At 72.1% G+C, this 16,623-nt stretch carries 13 protein-coding genes; 3 read left to right on the forward strand and 10 right to left on the reverse strand.

Features of this window, described 5'->3' with window-relative positions; all coding sequences use genetic code 11:
* Positions 1-186: 186 nt before the first annotated feature.
* The 10 genes from ABT061_RS45750 to ABT061_RS45795 all read right to left on the reverse strand — a co-directional run bounded on the left by ABT061_RS45750 (position 187) and on the right by ABT061_RS45795 (position 11,308).
* Complete coding sequence (locus tag ABT061_RS45750; protein ID WP_350929974.1) at positions 187-1,761, reverse strand: ABC transporter ATP-binding protein; 1,575 nt, start codon at positions 1,759-1,761, stop codon at positions 187-189.
* The gene (locus ABT061_RS45755) at positions 1,758-2,564 is read right to left on the reverse strand and encodes an ABC transporter permease (RefSeq protein ID WP_350929975.1); all 807 of its coding nucleotides are present in this window, start codon (positions 2,562-2,564) and stop codon (positions 1,758-1,760) included. The genes ABT061_RS45750 and ABT061_RS45755 overlap by 4 nt, the downstream gene beginning before the upstream one ends.
* Complete coding sequence (locus ABT061_RS45760) at positions 2,561-3,511, reverse strand: ABC transporter permease (RefSeq protein WP_350929976.1); 951 nt, start codon at positions 3,509-3,511, stop codon at positions 2,561-2,563. Before ABT061_RS45760 ends, ABT061_RS45755 begins: the two co-directional genes overlap by 4 nt.
* Before the next feature lie 174 nt (positions 3,512-3,685).
* Complete coding sequence (locus ABT061_RS45765) at positions 3,686-5,224, reverse strand: ABC transporter substrate-binding protein (protein WP_350929977.1); 1,539 nt, start codon at positions 5,222-5,224, stop codon at positions 3,686-3,688.
* Positions 5,212-6,033: a class I SAM-dependent methyltransferase gene (locus tag ABT061_RS45770; protein ID WP_350929978.1), complete on the reverse strand. Its 822-nt coding sequence runs from the start codon at positions 6,031-6,033 to the stop codon at positions 5,212-5,214. The genes ABT061_RS45765 and ABT061_RS45770 overlap by 13 nt, the downstream gene beginning before the upstream one ends.
* Positions 6,030-7,196: an MFS transporter gene (locus ABT061_RS45775; protein ID WP_350929979.1), complete on the reverse strand. Its 1,167-nt coding sequence runs from the start codon at positions 7,194-7,196 to the stop codon at positions 6,030-6,032. The genes ABT061_RS45770 and ABT061_RS45775 overlap by 4 nt, the downstream gene beginning before the upstream one ends.
* Complete coding sequence (locus tag ABT061_RS45780; RefSeq protein WP_350929980.1) at positions 7,193-8,200, reverse strand: enolase C-terminal domain-like protein; 1,008 nt, start codon at positions 8,198-8,200, stop codon at positions 7,193-7,195. The genes ABT061_RS45775 and ABT061_RS45780 overlap by 4 nt, the downstream gene beginning before the upstream one ends.
* Positions 8,197-9,252 carry a PLP-dependent cysteine synthase family protein gene (locus ABT061_RS45785; protein ID WP_350929981.1) on the reverse strand — a complete coding sequence of 352 codons (1,056 nt, stop codon included), beginning with the start codon at positions 9,250-9,252 and terminating at the stop codon, positions 8,197-8,199. The genes ABT061_RS45780 and ABT061_RS45785 overlap by 4 nt, the downstream gene beginning before the upstream one ends.
* Complete coding sequence (locus tag ABT061_RS45790) at positions 9,249-10,061, reverse strand: Rossmann-like domain-containing protein (protein ID WP_350929982.1); 813 nt, start codon at positions 10,059-10,061, stop codon at positions 9,249-9,251. The genes ABT061_RS45785 and ABT061_RS45790 overlap by 4 nt, the downstream gene beginning before the upstream one ends.
* A complete protein-coding gene (locus ABT061_RS45795) occupies positions 10,058-11,308 on the reverse strand; it encodes an ATP-grasp domain-containing protein (RefSeq protein WP_350929983.1) in 1,251 nt (416 codons plus the stop codon). The genes ABT061_RS45790 and ABT061_RS45795 overlap by 4 nt, the downstream gene beginning before the upstream one ends.
* A gap of 159 nt (positions 11,309-11,467) precedes the next feature.
* Between ABT061_RS45795 and ABT061_RS45800 the strand changes: the two genes are divergently transcribed.
* From ABT061_RS45800 to ABT061_RS45810, 3 genes are all read left to right on the forward strand, one after another.
* Positions 11,468-12,430, forward strand: coding sequence for an endonuclease/exonuclease/phosphatase family protein (locus ABT061_RS45800; protein ID WP_350929984.1), 963 nt, complete (start codon positions 11,468-11,470; stop codon positions 12,428-12,430).
* A gap of 445 nt (positions 12,431-12,875) precedes the next feature.
* Positions 12,876-14,588, forward strand: a complete 1,713-nt coding sequence (locus tag ABT061_RS45805; RefSeq protein WP_350929985.1) for an ABC transporter ATP-binding protein — start codon at positions 12,876-12,878, stop codon at positions 14,586-14,588.
* Complete coding sequence (locus tag ABT061_RS45810; RefSeq protein WP_350929986.1) at positions 14,585-16,480, forward strand: ABC transporter ATP-binding protein; 1,896 nt, start codon at positions 14,585-14,587, stop codon at positions 16,478-16,480. The genes ABT061_RS45805 and ABT061_RS45810 overlap by 4 nt, the downstream gene beginning before the upstream one ends.
* Positions 16,481-16,623 lie beyond the last annotated feature (143 nt).

A 16,623-nucleotide genomic window follows, 5' to 3' on the forward strand; every position in this document is an offset into this window, starting at 1 on the left:
GTCTCATCGTGGTACGACAGCGAGGATTTCACCTCCCAGATCCGCCCCGGCCTGGACCGGCCCGCGGATCCGGCCGGGGTCCGCGGTCACCGTGCTGACAGCTCGCGCGGTCGTGGGGGCCGCCCATCAGGGTGGCCGGTGTGATCATCGCCCCGGCGAAGCGGTCGCACAGGACGGCGTACGGATTCATGCCCGGCTGTCCCGGCGGACGTGCACGTCGAGCAGGTCGCGGGTCAACGGGTGCCTGGGCCGGTCGAGAACACGGGCGACGGAGCCCTGCTCCGTGATCCTCCCCCGCGAGAGGATCACGACGTGGTCCGCCAGCCGTGCGACGACACCCATGTCATGGCTGATCAGCACGAGGGTCAGCCCGAACGTGCGGCGGAGCTCGTCGAGCAGGTCGAGAACGCCGGCCTGGGTGATCATGTCCAGGCCTGAGGTGATCTCGTCACAGACGAGAACCTCAGGGGAGGCGAGCAGCGCGCGGGCGAGTGCCGCGCGCTGGAGCTCCCCGCCGGACAGCCCGGCGGCCCGGCGGGCCACCGAGGCGGGGCCGAGCCCGACGCGTTCGAACATGTCCAGCGCCGCGTCCCGGGCCTCGCCGGCGCTCATGCCCCGCAGCCGTACGGCGGTACGGCTCACCTGGTCGACCACCGCCCGGTTCGGATCGAAGGAGGCGTGCGCGTCCTGGAAGACGTACTGCACTCGGGCCACGTCCTCGCGCGGCCGACGCGACAGCGACCGTGCCAGTGGCCGCCCGTCGAGCAGCACGGTTCCCCGCGTGGGCTCGTGCAGCCCCGCGACACAGCGCGCGAGGGTGGTCTTCCCGCTTCCCGAACGCCCGACCAGCGCCAGGCATCGCCCGGCGGCCACCCCCAGCGACACGTCCTGAAGCACCGTTACCGAGCGGTGCCTCACCGTCAGGCCGTCGACTCGGAGCCGGACCGGCATCGGCGGGACCTCCCCGTGAGGAGGCGTGCCCACCAGGCCGGGAGGCGGGCTCGGCGGGAGCCGGGCGGCCAGCAGCCGCCGGGTGTAGCCGTTCCGAGGCCGGGTGAGCACGTCCTCGGCCCGGCCGCTCTCCATCACCCGGCCGCCGCGCAGGACGACGACGTGATCGGCGAGCGCGCCTACCACGTCCAGGTCGTGGCTGAGCAGGACCACGGCGATGCCCTGGCGCGCAAGGTCCTTCAGCTCGCCGACGACCTCTCGCTTGGTGATGGCGTCCTGTCCGGTGGTGGGCTCGTCCGCCACGATCACCGACGGGGCCGTCAGGAGCGTCTGGGCGATCACCAGGCGTTGCCGCTGGCCTCCGGAGAGCTGGTGCGGGTAGCGGCGCAACAGGTCCTCACCGGCGGGCAGCTCGACGCGGCGGAGCGCGGACGAGATCCGGTCCGCCTCGCTCTCCCCGGAAGCGCGCCGCCGGGCGACCCGGCATGGGGTCCCTCCCTGCCCGTACACGGCCTCCTGCCGCGCGTGCCGCCGGGCGATCTCGCGCAGCACCGCGCCGACGCGGCGGACCGGATTGAGCACCGACGCGGGATGCTGCGGCAGGTAGCCGACCTTTCCGGCCACCTCGATCGTCCCCGACAGGAGCACACCGGGCGCGTGCTCGCCGAGCAGCGCCCGCCCGATCGTGGTCTTGCCGCTGCCCGAGGCCCCGACCAGGGCGAGCACCCGGCCCGGAGCGAGCTCGAAGGAGATCTCGTCGACCAGCGCGCGGCCGCCGGCCTCGGCGCGCAGCCCCACGACGCGGATCACGTGACCTCCTCGCGGTCCCCCTGCGCCCCGTCGAAGAGCAGGTTCAGCCCGACGGACAGGCTGACGACGAGCAGCGCCGGGGCGACCACCGCCCAGGGCTGGAGAAACATGCCGGTGCGGTTGCGATCGACCATCACCGCCCAGTCGCCGGCGTCCGGGGGGACGCCGACGCCCAGGAAACTCGCCGTCGCGACGAGGTAGAGCGCGCCGACGACACGGACGCCGAGGTCGGCCAGGAGCGTGCGGAGCATCGACCGGCCCACGTACCCGATCGCGCGGTGCCACCAGCTCTCTCCTTGGAGCCGCATCGCCTCCATGGCGGGCCTGGCGGCGATCTCCAGGGCCGCCGCGCGGGAGATCCTGGCCACCTCCGGCAAACCGATCACGGCGACGATGCTGATCAGGGTCACCGGTCCGGGCGGCGCGGCGGCGGCCAGCAGGATGAGCAGCAGCAGCGAGGGGATCGCCAGCATCAGGTCCAAGGGCCGCATCAGCAGCTCGTCGAGCCACCGGCGCCGGGTCATCGCGGTCAGCACGCCCAGCGGCGTGCCCACCAGGTAGGCCAGGACGGTGGCGGCCAGCGCGACCACCACGACCGTCCGGCCCCCGACGAGCACCTGCTCCCACACGTCGCGCCCGACGAAGTCCCTGCCCAGGAGGGAACCGGAGCCGAACGGGACACCGCGCGGGCCCGGCTCGCCCGCGAGCCACGGGCCGGCCAGGGCGATCACCAGTGGAACACCCAGCAACACCCCGCCCAGTCCCCACCTCAGCACCGGCTTCGTTCCGGGTCCGTGCCTCATGTCGCACTCGCGGCACGCGGTGCGAGGCGGAACGCGACGAGGTCGGCGACGAGGTTCACGGCCACGGTGGTGACCGCGAAGACCAGGGCGAGCCCCTGGATCACCGGGATGTCGCGCGCGGAGACCGCGCTCACCAACGAGGTGCCGAGGCCGGGGATGACGAAGACGGCCTCGACGGTGATCACGCCGCCGAACAGCCAGTCGGTGGTCCTGGCGAGTTGCTGCACGGCCGGTGCCACCGCGTTGGGCAGGGCGTGCGCCAGTGTCACCCTCCGGGGGGAGAGCCCGAGCCTGCGGGCGTGGCGGACGTATTCCGAGCGCAGGGCGTCGATCATCCCGGCCCTGACCAGCCTGCTGATCGAGCAGATCGGCCGGGCGAGCAAGATCAGGAGGGGCAGCACCAGCACGGCCGGCTGCGCGAACAGGTTCGGGCCGACGCCCACCGCGGTGGGCGGGAACCAGCCGAGCCGCAGTCCGAACAGCGCGACCAACACCACGGCGAGGGCGAACTCCGGCACCGAGTACAGGGCGATGCCGGCCGAGGTCAGGATCCGGTCGAGAGGGCGGCCCTCGCGGATCGCGGCGACGACGCCGGCGGCCACCGCCAGCGGCACCAGGAGCAGCAGGGTGACGGCCGCGAGCTGGACGGTCGGCCCGGCGGCGTCGGCGAGGAACCCGATGACCGGACGCCCGGCCGTCAGCGACGACCCGAGATCGCCGTGGAGAAGAGCGAGCAGCCAGTCGGCGTAGCGCACCGGCGCGGGCCGGTCGAGCCCCAGCTCCCTGCGGATCCACTCGATCCGCGCCGGATCGGGCGCGTCACCGGCCAGCACCACGGCGGCGTCCCCCGGCAGCGCCTCGGTGAGGGCGAACACCAGCGCGGTGACCGCCACCACCTGCGCCAGGCCCAGCAGCAGACGCCGTACGGCGTACCTCGACAGGCTCACCCGGCGTCCTTTGGGAACGGGAAAGCGCCGGGGCGCCTTTCAACGGCCGGGCGGGGCACCTGGGATCCGCTTTCCGCGCGGGCGGCGCGGCGAGGTGTGGGAGCTTCGAGGCCGCCCTGTCCGGGAACCTCGAAGTGACGGACCCGGACGGCCTTCGCATCGTCGGATGACACGTCAGGCCAGCCAGACCTTGTCGAAGCGCGCCCAGTCGAGGGTGTTGGCCGGGGCGTCGACGACACCGCCCACCCCCGGCGCGGTCGCGACCAGCCAGTCGGCGAAGCCCCAGACGAGGTAGCCGCCCTCGGCGTGCTGCGCGCGCTGCATCTCGGCGTAGACGTCGCGGCGGGCCTTCTCGTCGGCGAGCGAGACGGCTTTGGCGTAGAGCGCGTCGAACTCCGGGCGCCTCCACTTGGTGATGTTGGTCGTGGACGTGCTGAGCAGGCGCTGCGCGAAATGGGACTCGATGGGCATCGCGCCGGAGCGGAAGCAGCACAGGGTGCCCCCGTCGAGGACGTCCCTCCAGTAGGTGTCCTTGTCGCCCATGGCGATCTCGACGTCGAGCCCGGCCTGGCGCATCTGGTCGGCGAAGACGCTTGAGGACTCCACGAATCCGCCGGCCGCCGCGGAGGTGTCGAGCCGCACCTTCAGTCCCTTCGCGCCGGCCTTCTCCACCAGCCACTTTGCCCTGTCCAGGTCTCGGGCGCGCTGCGGGATCTCCTCGGCGTAGTGCTGGTAGCCCTTGCCGAACAGGTCGTTGCCGACCTGCCCCGCTCCGGCCAGCACGGTCTGGACCAGCTGCTCCCTGTCGGCCAGCAGGAACATGGCCTCGCGCAGGTCCCGGTCGTCGAAGGGCGGGCGGTCCAGCTTCATGGCGAAGGCCTGCATGCCGCTGTTGCCGAGCCGGGTCACGGCCAGGCGGTCATCGCCCTGGTAGGTCCGCGCGGTGGTCGCGGTGATGTCGTGGGCGTAGTCGGCCTGCCCGCCGAGCAGGGCGTTGACGCGGGCCGACTCCTCGTTGGCGATCAGGTACCGCAGCTCGTCGACGTGCGGCGCGCCCTCCCAGTAGTCGGCGTTGCGCCGCAGCAGCAGGGAGCGGCCCGGTTCGAAGGAGCGGAAGGTGAACGGGCCGGATCCGATCGGTTCGGTGAAGTCCTCGGTGTCCTCCGGGACGACGAACACGCCGAAGGCGGCCAGCACGTTGGGAAACTCGGCGAACGGCTGCCTTAGCGCGAACTCGACGGTGCGGTCGCCGACGGCCCTGCTGGCGGCCAGGTCGATCACCGCCAGGGTGGCCTTGGCGCGGAAGGCACGTGCGGGGTCGGCGATCCTGGCGTAGCTGTACAGGACGTCGGCGGCGCGTACCGGCCTGCCGTTGTGGAAGGTCGCCTGACGCAGGGTGACCCGCCACCTGGTGAGGTCGGCGGAGGGCTCCCAGCGCTCGGCGAGGCGGGGCCGGATGGACAGGTCGGGGCCGTAGTCGGCGAGCTTGTCGAACAGCGCCTTGGAGCGCGAGGCCTCGACGAACAGGTTGGACAGGTGCGGGTCCAGAGTCTCCTGGGCACCGCCCCCGGCGAACGCGACACGCAGCCGGCCTCCCTTGCGTGGCTCGCCCGCGGCGGCCTCGGGCGTGGGGCCGGTGCCGCATCCGGTGAGCAGGGCCGCGGACAGCCCGGCGGTGGTGCCGAGGAAACCGCGGCGGTTCAGGGAGTGCATGGTGGAAAGGTCCTTTCATCGGTCGAGTGGTCGCACGGGCCTCGCAGCCGTGCCACGACGTGGAGCCGGTCGCCGGACAGCGCGGCCGAGGGTTTCGCGCCGGGCGTCCAGGGGGGCTCCGTGCGCGGCCCCGGCCCGTCGAACATGGCCTGCACCTCGAACCCGGCGACGTCGAGGAAGTACTCCAGCTCGCGCGGGAAGAGCAGCCGCCAGGCCGAGCGCTGGTGCAGGGGCCCGGAGCGTCCCGGCCACTCCCAGGTGCGATGGCGGCGGAGCAGCTGGGCGGCGTGGTCGATCCACAACCTGGTCCGAGAGGTGTACCGCACGCCGTCCCAGAGAACCGACCGGGTTGTGCTTCCCTCCAGCGACTCGGTGTCGCCGAGGAAGAAGGCGCCGTTGCGCATCTCGGCGACGAGCAGCCCGCCCGGCACCAGGTGCGCGCGGCAGCAGGACAGGAACGCGGCCAGGTCGGCGTTCTCGTGGCAGTAGAGCAGCGCGCTGTCCAGGCAGACGATCACGTCGAACCGGCGGCCGAGGTCGAACGACCTCATGTCGGCGTTGACGAACTCCACTCCCGGGTGCCGGCCGCGCGCGTGGGCCAGCATCGGCTCGGAGACGTCCAGGCCCGTGACGGTGTAGCCGTTGCGGGCTAGGTGGCCCGCGTCGCGGCCGGTACCGCAGCCGATGTCCAGCAGCCGGGTCCCGCCGCCGAAGCGGCGGGCGAGGTCGTCGGCGAAACGGGCGGCGAGGTGGCCGGGGTCAGGGAACCGCAGCTCGTACAGCTCGGGATTGTCGGTCAGGAAGTTCACGGCCGCGCCGTCCTCTCCGGTACGCCGACGCGGCGTACCGCGATCGCGGACCCCAGCCCGAGCGCCGCGCAAAACGGCCAGGCGAGCCACCCCGCCGTGTCGCCCGCCCAGCCGACGACGACGTTGCCCGCCGCGGCGACCAGGCCTGAGGCGAGGTAGAACATCCCGAAGTAGGTGCCGGTGACGCCCTCCCTGCCAAAGGCGGGGATCAGCTCCAGCACGAACGGCTGTGCGATCATCACTCCCAGAGCCAGCCCGAACGCGGCGAGCAGCACCGGGATCAGGCCGGGCAGGAGCGGGGCCAGGAAGGCCACGCCCATCACCGCCATGCCGAGCGCGATGACGGCGCTCCGGCTGAGGCGGTCCTGCAGCCACCGGGTGACGCGCACCTGCAGCAGAAGGGTGGCAACGGTGGACACCAGGAACAGCCCCGCCACGGAGGCGGCGGAGCCGGTGACGTCCGCCGCGCGCATCGGCAGGATCAGGTAGAGCTGGTTCTGCAGCGCGAACATCCCGCTCAGCGCCAGCGTGAAGGCGATGAACCGGCGGTTGGCCAGGCACTCCCGCCAGTCGCCGAGAACCGACCCCTCGGCGGGCGGGACGGTTCGCGGCGGGAGAGTCAGCGCCTGCGCCACCGTCAGCCCGGCGAAGATCAACGCGGCGGTGACGGCCGCCACCCGAAAGTCGACCAGCAGCAGCGCGCCGCCCAGCAACGGGCCCAGCAGCGCCCCGGTGTTGGCGAACACGTTGAACAGGGAGAACACCTCCGCGCGGCGGTCGCCCGCCTCGGTGGCGAGGTAGGAGCGTACGGCCGGGTTGAACAGCGCTCCGGCCAGGCCGGACAGGACCGAGGCTCCGAGCAGCACGGGTAGCGAGCCGTCGATAGCGAAGAGGCCGAAGCCGGCGGCGCGCAGGGCGCACCCCGCGATGATGACCGTCCGCGCGCCGAACCTGTCGGAGGCCGTCCCGCCGATCAGGAACAGGCCCTGCTGGCTGAGATTGCGCGCACCGAGCACCACTCCCACGACCGTGGCCGACAGCCCGAGGCCTCCGCCGAGGTAGCCGGCGAGATAGGGAACCAGCAGGTAGAAACCAGTGTTGACGCCCATCTGGTTGACCAGGAGGAGTCGCACGGAGAGCGGGAAGGAGCGGAACGCCTTCATGTCACCGGCCTGACGCCGAGGCCCCGGCGGCCGGAGAGCCTCAGCACGCCGTTCTCACCGCCGATGCCGGTCCAGGGGTCTCGGGCCAGCAGCAGGTGCCCGTCGAGGTCGACCCAGCGGGCGTGCCCTGCCAGGTGCACGGCCGGGGCGATGCCGAGCGAGCTGGACACCAGGCAGCCCAGCATGACGTCCATACCGTGGCGCCGCGCCGCGTCGATGACGCCGAGCGCGGCCAGCACGCCGCCGCACCTGGCGAGCTTGACGTTGACCCCTTGGACGGCTCCCGCCAGCCGCTCGACCTCAGCCACTCCCCCGGCGTCCTCGTCGGCGATGACCGGCATCGGGGATCGCCTGGAAACCCAGGCGAGCAGGTCTGGACGGCCCGGCGGAATGGGCTGCTCGACGGCGTTCACGTAGGGCATCCGCTCCAGCAGCCCGACGGCACGCTCGGCACTCCAGGCGCCGTTCGGGTCGAGTAGCAGGCGCGCGCCGGGGGCGGCGGCCCTGACCGCGGCGACCCGCGCGACATCGTCGTCCGGGTCGGGCGACCCGGCCTTGATCTTCAGCACGGTGAACCCACGGGCGTGCAGGCGGCGCGCGGCCGCGGCCGCCCGCTCCGGTTCGCAGATCCCGATCGTGTACGCCGTGGGCACCGGCCGCCAGCCGGGACACCCTGCGAGCCGGTGGACGGGCAGCCCGTCGCGCTTGCCCACCAGGTCCAGCACGGCGGCGTCGAGGCCGGCGAGCACCCCCGGCGGGCATGACAGGCCCGGCAGCTCCGCGAGCAGCGTCTCCGGGTCCGGCCAGGTGTGCAGTCCCTCCAGTGCGGCCACCACGCGGGGCGTGTCCAGGCTCAGGTAGGCGCTGGTCACGATCTCGCCGTACCCGGTCGTCCCGTCGTGGTGGAGTGCGATCCTGACGGCGTCGCGCGCGGACATCACCGAGCGGGCGATCCGGAAGGGCTCGCCCAACCGCAACGGGACGATCTCCCAGTCGAGTCTCATCCCGGAACCTCCACCGCGCACAGCGGGTCGGCGACCTGACGGCAGCGCGCCCAGCCCGCCACCTCGGCGGCCCCCGGGGTGGCGATCTCCAGGGGGCGGGTCGCCAGGTGCCCGGCCAGTCCGCGAGCGCGGCGGTAGTCGTCGTTGAAGATCGAGTCGAGGTAGCGGTGCGGCCCGTCGGGGAACACGGTCACCACGCGGGCGCCCGCCTCCACCCTCGCGGCCCAGGCCGCGACGAGCGCGACCGCCCCCGTGCTCCAGCCCCCGGTGACGAAGGCGTGCCTGGCGAGGCGGCGACAGGCGTCGGCGGCCTCCGCGGGCCCGACCCAATGCACCTCGTCGAACTCCTCGTAGGCGACGTTGCGCGGGTGGATGCTGCTGCCGAGCCCGCGCATGAGGCGGGGACGCGCGGGCTGCCCGAAGATCGTCGAGCCGACCGCGTCGACCCCGATGAGCCGTACTCCGGGCCAGTGGCGGCGGAGCTCGGAGATCACGCCCGCGCTGTGCCCGCCGGTCCCGACGCTGCAAACGAGTACGTCGGCCACGCCCAGCTGGCCGACCAGCTCTCGCGCCAGAGAGGCGTATCCGGCGCGGTTGTCGAGATTGTGATATTGGTTCGGCCAGTACGCCCCGGGCATCCGGCCCACGACCCGAGCGAGCCGGTCCAGCCGGGCCTGCTGCCACCCGCCCACCGGGTGTGGCCGGTCGACGGTCTCCAGGCGGGCGCCGTACGCGACCAACAGGGCCCGCATGCTCGGCTCCAGCTCGGCGTCGACGACGAGCACCACCGGATGGCCGAGGGCCTGTCCCGCGAAGGCCAGCCCGACGCCGAGGGTTCCGCTGGTGGACTCCACCACCGGCGCCCCCGGCCCGAGCTCGTTCCTGGCCCGCGCCCCGAGCAGCATGGAGACCGCGGCCCTGGCCTTCATGCCGCCCGCGCCGAGCCCTTCGAGCTTCGCCCAGAAACCTGGGTGGGGGTGGGGCAGCGGGGTTCTGATCCGGGTGACGGGGGTGTTGCCCAGCAGGGCGAGCAGGTCGGGTGCGGAGTTCACCTCGTCCCCTCCGTCCGGTAGCGGTAGATGACGGTCGGACCGCCGTCCAGCCAGAAGAACGGGTACGGCTCCGCCGAGACGGCGGTGACCCCGGCACCGACGAACCGCCGGAGCACGGCGCTGCCGGTCTGTGCGAAAAGCACCAGGGGCTTGCCGGTGCCGCGCGCGTGGCGCAGCAGTGAGTCGAAGGTCCCGTTGCCCAGCGTCATGCCCGAGGCCAGCACGGCGTCGCAGCCGTCCAGCGCCGCCTCGGCCTCGGTCACGTGCGGCTCGCCCCATTCGGTCTCGCCGCCCTTGAGGTCGCACGGCACGTAACGGATGCCGCGTTCCCGCAGGCGGTGCAGGAGGGAGTTGACCACGCCGACCACCAGTACCCGCCTGGGGGGTGTGGGGAGGAGGTCCACCACCGCGGCCGCCCTGGCCAGCGACTTGTCCAGGGAGGAGCCCGCGGGCACGGTCACGGCGTCGGCGGGGTCGTGGGGGTGCTCGTGCGTCAGGTAGGCGTCCAGGGCGGCCACGCGCACCGCGGCCAGCGGGTGCGACAGCAGCGTGGCCACGTCGCGGCCCACGCAGTCGTACACCGCGTCGTCGGGTATCTCGTCCGGCTCCACCGCGCAGGACCCCACCGCCCCGCCCAGCCGGAGGCTGATCACGTGGTTGCGGTAGCCGCGGTCCCGGGTGGCGTGGTGCGTCCCCTGCTTGGTGACGAGGCCGGCGCTGATCCGCCGCCGGGCGGGATCGGAGCCCGCGCCGCCCGCCAGCACGTCCGCCACCAGCTCGTCCAGACCGCTCACCGCCGCCGGTTTCACGCGTATTCCACGGTCAGGCCGGCCACGAGACGCTCGGCCCGGGAGCGGGCGCCCAGTCCCGCGGTGTCCGCGACCATCACATGGCCGAGGTAGCCGTTGTTGCTCGTCGGCTCGCCCGCGAGGAATCCAGGGGCCTTGACCTGCCATTCGACGACGTCACCGGCCTCGGCCAGCCGCCGGATGCCGTGAACCGCGGAGAGCGTCCCCGGCCCCGGAGGGAGCAGGAAGGCGATGGCCGCGCTGCGTACCCCGGTGTCGGCGGGGGCCAGCCGGGGTCGCTCGCCCAGTGCGAGCTGGGCGTAGGCCGTCGGTATGTCGACACCTGTCACCCTCCGGACCAGCTCGGTGATCTGGTTTCCCGCGGGCCGGGGGTTGATCTCGACCACCCGCGGGCCGTCCGGGGTCAGCTTCAGCTCGGTGTGGGCCACGCCGTGGCCCAGACCGACCGCGGCCAGCGCGGCGAGCGCCGCCTCCCCGGCGGACCGCACCGTGTCGGGGTCGAGCGCGGCGGGGAACATGTGGCCGCTCTCCACGAACCACGGCTCGCCGGTGAGGCTCTTGTCGGTGATCCCGACGATGGAGGTCTCACCTTCGAAGGCGACCGACTCGACGCTGATCTCAGGGCCGGTCAGGACCTCCTCAAGCAGGACGACGGGCAGCCGCGGCTGCCGGCGCGCGTTGACGGGGAAGCCCTCCAGCGCCAGGTAGGCCTCCCGGAGCTGCTCCCGATCGTCCACCCTGCGCACGTACATCCCGGCGCACAGGTCGACCGGTTTGATCACCAGCGGATAGCCCATCTCTCCGGCGCGCGAGGCCGTCTCCGGCCATCCGCTCGTGACGGCGAAGGCCGGTCCCGGCAGCCCGGCCTTCCTCAGCGCCTCCCGGGTGAGGTCCTTGCGGCAGGCGCGTTCCACGGCTTCCGGCCCGGCTCCGGGCAGCCCCAGGCGGGAGGCGAGCCGGGCGGCCGTCGCAAGGTAGTAGTCGCATGAGGAGATCACTCCGTCGAAGCCGAAGACCTCGTGCAGCCGCTCGACGTGACTCAGCAGAGCCGGGACGTCGTTGGTCTCCGCGGTCACCACGTTGTCGGCCGCGAGCAGGGGGTGCGCGAAGAACCCGGACGGGGCGCGCAGGTAGTGGTGCAGATCGCGGGTGAGGAAGGTGAACCGGTGGCCCGCCTCCCGGATCGCCCGGGGAAGAAGGGAGCTCATCGCCCCCACCCAGCTCTCGACCATCAGCAGATGTCCCAAAACGCCTCCTTAGCCATAGGCCGGACAAAAGAGAATGATAATGACTTTCATTTTCTTTGCAACCTCATGGGGCACCGCCGGTCCGGCCTCTCGCATCTGCGCGGATAAAGCCTCCGATCTCCACCGAATCTGCACAGAAGACCGTTACGCTCCCGGTTCATGATCAGATCGAGATGGGTGGGCCTGCTGCTGGTCTGGCCGATGGTGCTGCCGTTCGCGGTGTGGGCGGTGCTCAGGACCGGTGGGTGGACCCCGGTGTGGCAGTGGGTCCCCCTGGTGGCCTTCACCCCGTACGCGGCGGTGGCCTCGGTGATCCCGCTGCTCCTGGCCCTGGGGCTGCGCCGCTGGGCGGCCGCGGCCCTCGCCCTGGTCACCGGCGCGGTGCTGGCGACGGCCGTGCTCCCCCGCTACTTCGCCGACGGCGACCAGCCCGCCTCGGACGAGCGGCTCCGGGTGCTCGCCGCGAACCTGGCCGTCGGCGCGGGAGACACCGACGCCCTGATGGATCTCGTGCGCTCCCTCGATCCGGACGTGCTGGCCCTCCAGGAGCTCACCCCCGCCGCACGCGAGCGCCTGGAGGCGGCCGGCCTGCGCAAGCGCATGCCTCATGTGGTGGATCGCGCGGTCGACGGGGTACACGGCTCCGGCATCTACTCCAGGCATCCCATCACCGAGAAACCCCTGATCGCGCTGGGCAGGTTCCGGCAGGCACGGGGGGTGATCAGGCATCCGAGCGGCCACGAGATCGAGGTCGTCTCGGTCCACCCCTGCGCGCCCAGGTACGACTACAAGGTCTGGTGCTGGGACGAGGGGCTGCGGGCACTGCCCAGAGCGGGCGGGCAGCTGCGGGTACTGGCCGGCGACTTCAACGCCACCCTCGACCACGGGCTGGTACGCGACCTGCTCGGCAGCGGCTACCGCGACGCGGCCGACGTCACCGGGAACGGCCTGATCCCCACTTGGCCGCAGCAGGGCTGGGAGCCTCTGCCCGGTGTGACGATCGACCATGTGCTCGCCGACTCGCGCATGGCGGTCAACAGCTTCGGCGTCCACCCCCTGCCGGACACCGACCACCGCCCGGTCTTCGCCGAACTCGGCCTGCCCCGGTTCCCGGGTCACTGAGCCGGGCCGGGCCCATCACGGTCCGCGGCAGCGCGGCGGACCGGCCTCTGGTTCAGGGTCAATACCGGTTCGTGCCCTCCCGCAGGATCCGGGCCGCGCTCCGGGGAAGGGCCCAGGGTCATCGGCCTCACTGACCTGGCGGTTACAGGATGGGAGCCGTCGCATCAATTGCCGACCCCGTACTCGGGCACGGAAACTGAATGGTCGCCCGCGCCGTGCGGGTGAGGGTGATCCGACGGGGCGTCCACCTGGAACGGTGGTGCGGGAGAACGGTTGAGCGGGGATGGGCCTCCGGTTCGCCATGCCCTCGAGCGGCGATCACCTGGCGTGAGCACCGTGAGGAGCGTGCCGCCTGTTGATGCCCCCTGATACTTCGGACACAGAGTCCCGAACCCAACAGTCCCCACCCCTTCCCCGCCTCCGCGGGGCCCGCTCCCTGTGGCGGTTGAAGTCCTACCTGCGCCCCTACGCCACCCGCCTGCTCGTCATCTGGGTGCCGGCCTTCGCCGCGGTCGGGATCGGCATCGCCATCCCGCTGATCGGCAGAGAGATCATCGACGGCCCCGTCGCCCGGGGTGACAGCGAGGCACTGCTCCCCCTCGCACTGCTCGCCCTGGGGCTGGGCATGGCCGAGGCGCTGCTCGTCTTCCTGCGGCGGTGGCTGCTGGCCGACGCGGTCCTGGGCCTGGAGACCAGCATCCGCGACGATTTCTACAGCCACCTGCAGCGGCTGCCGATGGGTTTTCACGCCTCCTGGCAGTCGGGCCAGCTGCTGTCCCGGGCGACGACCGACCTGTCGGCCATCCGGCGTTTTCTCGGCTTCGGCCTGCTCTTCCTCGTCCTGGTCACCGTCCAGATCGTGACGGTGACCGGGCTGCTGCTCCGTATGTACTGGCCGCTCGGGCTGCTGGTCGTCGTCTCCGCGGTGCCGATCGTGCTCACCTCGCTGCACTTCGAGCGCAGGTACATCCTCATCTCCCGCCGGGTCCAGGACGAGCAGGGCGACCTCGCCACCGTCGTCGAGGAGTCGGCGGCCGGCATCCGGACGATCAAGGCGTTCGGCCGCGGCCGGCACGTCTCGGGGATCTTCGAGGAGGGAGCGGTGAAGATCTACGGGACCTCGATGGAGAAGGTCCGCCTGTCCGCGAGGTTCTTCACCTTTCTTGAGGTGATCCCGAACATCACCCTCGCGCTCGTGCTGCTGCTCGGCGCCCTGGCGGTCGGCTCCGGCACCCTGACGCTGGGCACGCTGGTGGCCTTCGCCACCCTGATGCTGCAACTGGTCTGGCCCATCTCGGCGCTCGGCTTCATTCTGACCACGGGCCAGGAGGCGATGACCGCGGCGGACCGGGTGATGGAGGTGCTCGACACCGAACCGGAGATCGTCGGGGGCACCCGCGTGATCGAGCGGCCCCGCGGACACCTGCGTTTCGAGGGCACGGGGTTCCGCTTCCCCGGCGCCGCCGAGCCGGTGCTTCACGATGTCTGGCTGGAGGTGCGACCGGGGGAGACGGTGGCGGTCGTGGGCGCGACGGGGTCGGGCAAGACCACCCTGACCTCCCTGGTACCGCGACTGTACGACGTGAGCACGGGCCGGATCACGATCGACGGCGTCGACGTCCGCGACCTGCCGCTGCCCGAGCTGCGCTCGCTGGTCGCCACCGCCTTCGAGGAGCCGACGCTGTTCTCGATGAGCGTCAGGGAGAACCTCACGCTGGGGCGGCACGACGCGACCGAGGAGGAGATCGCGGCCGCGCTGCGGATCGCCCAGGCCGGATTCGCGTACGAGCTGCCGTGGGGCCTGGAGACCAGGATCGGCGAGCAGGGCATGTCCCTGTCCGGCGGCCAGCGCCAGCGGCTCGCACTGGCCAGGGCGGTTCTCAGCCGCCCCAGGATCCTCGTGCTGGACGACACCCTGTCGGCCCTGGACGTCGAGACCGAGGCCTTGGTCGAGCAGGCGCTGCGGCACGTACTGCGCGAGGCGACCGGCATAGTCGTCGCCCACCGGGCCTCCACGGTGCTGCTCGCCGACCGGGTGGCCCTGCTGCTGGACGGCACGATCGCGCACGTCGGCCGGCACCACGAGCTCATGGCGAGCGTGCCCGAATACCGCGCGCTGCTGTCCGCCGACCCCGACGCGGAGGAGGCGCGGCTGTGAGCGGCACGACTCCCCCGGCGGAGACCTCCGCGAAGATCCCGGCAGAGACCGGGAACGGCTCCCGGGAGTGGCGCGGGGTCGCCGCCGAGAACCAGGACGAGTTGTCGGAACGGGTGTCGTTCCTGCTGCGCAGCAGGTCCAGACGGCTGCTGGGTGAGCTGCTGCGCCCGTACCGCAGGAAGATCGCCCTGCTTGTCGCGATCATCGTGACCTGCAACGTCGCCTCGCTCGCCATCCCCTACCTGGTCAAGGTGGGCATCGACGCGGGCATCCCGCCGATGGTCGCGGGCGCGGGGCCGGGGACGCTGGTGACCGTCGTCTCGGCGATCCTGGCCGCGGCGGTCATCCAGCTGGTGACCCGGCAGGTGTTCCTCAGGATGGCCGGACGCATCGGCCAGAGCATCCTGCTGGAGCTGCGGCGACGGGTCTTCCGCCACTTCCAGAGGCTGTCGCTGTCGTTTCACGACGACTACACCTCGGGCCGGGTCGTCTCCCGCCTCACCTCCGACATCGACGCCATCTCCGAGATGCTCCAGTCGGGCTTCGACGATCTCGTCACCGCCGTGCTGACGCTGGTCGGCACGGCGGTCCTGCTGCTCGTCCTGGACGTCCACCTCGGCGTGGTCGCGCTGCTGCCGCTGCCGGTCCTGGCACTGTTCACCAACTGGTTCCGGCGGCAGTCGAGCATCGTCTACCGCAGGACCCGGGAGGCCGTGGCCCTGGTGATCGTCCATTTCGTGGAGTCGATGGCCGGCATGCGCGCGGTCCAGGCGTTCCGCAGGGAGCCTCGCAACCAGACGATCTTCGCCCAGCTGAACGCCGACTACCGGGCCGCCAACCTGCGGGGCTCGCAGCTGATCGCGGTCTTCTCGCCGGGCGTCAAGCTGATCGGGAACGTGACGGTCGCGGCGGTCCTGCTCTACGGCGGCATGCTGGCGATCCAGGGCGGGGTCACGGTGGGCGTGCTGGCCGCGTTCCTGCTCTACCTGCGCCAGTTCTACGAGCCCATGCAGGAGATTTCGCAATTCTATAACACGTTCCAGTCGGCGGGGGCGGCGCTGGAGAAGCTCTCCGGCGTACTGCAGGAGCGCCCCTCGGTGGCCGAGCCCGGCGACCCGGTGATCCTGGAGCGCCCGCGCGGCCGGATCGAGTTCCAGCACGTGGAGTTCTCCTACCTGGACGGCACCCCGGTACTGCCCCGGCTGGACCTGGTGGTCCCCGCCGGGCAGACCGTGGCGCTGGTCGGCACCACCGGGGCGGGCAAGACCACGCTGGCGAAACTGGTCGCCAGGTTCTACGACCCGGTGGCGGGGCGGGTGCTGCTGGACGGGATCGACCTGCGCGACCTCGGCGAGGAGCCACGGCACGCCGCGATCGTCCTGGTGACACAGGAGAACTTCCTGTTCAGCGGTTCGGTGGCGGACAACATCAGGTTCGGCCGTCCGGGCGCGAGCATGACCGACGTGGTGGCCGCGGCCCGGTCGGTCGGCGCCGACGCGTTCGTCTCGGCGCTTCCCGAGGGGTACGACACCCAGGTCGGCAAGCAGGGGGGCCGGCTGTCGGCCGGGCAGCGGCAGTTGGTGGCGTTCGCCAGGGCGTTTCTGGCCGACCCCGCGGTGCTGATCCTCGACGAGGCGACGTCCAGCCTGGACGTCGCCGGCGAGCGGCTGGTGCAGCGGGCGATGCAGACGATTCTGGCGGACCGGACCGCCCTGATCATCGCGCACCGCCTGTCGACCGTCGAGATCGCCGACCGGGTGCTGGTGATGGACGGCGGCAGGATCGTCGAGGACGGCCCACCGGGCGAGCTCGCCGGGCGGGCGGGCCGCTACGCCGGCCTGCACCGCGCCTGGCTCGACAGCATCTCCGACCGCCGGGACCTTCCCGACTGACCCGTCCGCCCATGCCGGGAGACCGGTGGTGCGGTGGCCCGATATCGGGCCGCCATGTCAAGACGGACCGTCTCGTCTTGTCCATCTGCTATCCTCAGCGGCATGTCCACCGCCAAGAAACCGAACCCTGCCCGCCGCAGTGA

The sequence above is a fragment of the Streptosporangium sp. NPDC002544 genome (assembly GCF_040295965.1).
GTDB lineage: Bacteria > Actinomycetota > Actinomycetes > Streptosporangiales > Streptosporangiaceae > Streptosporangium.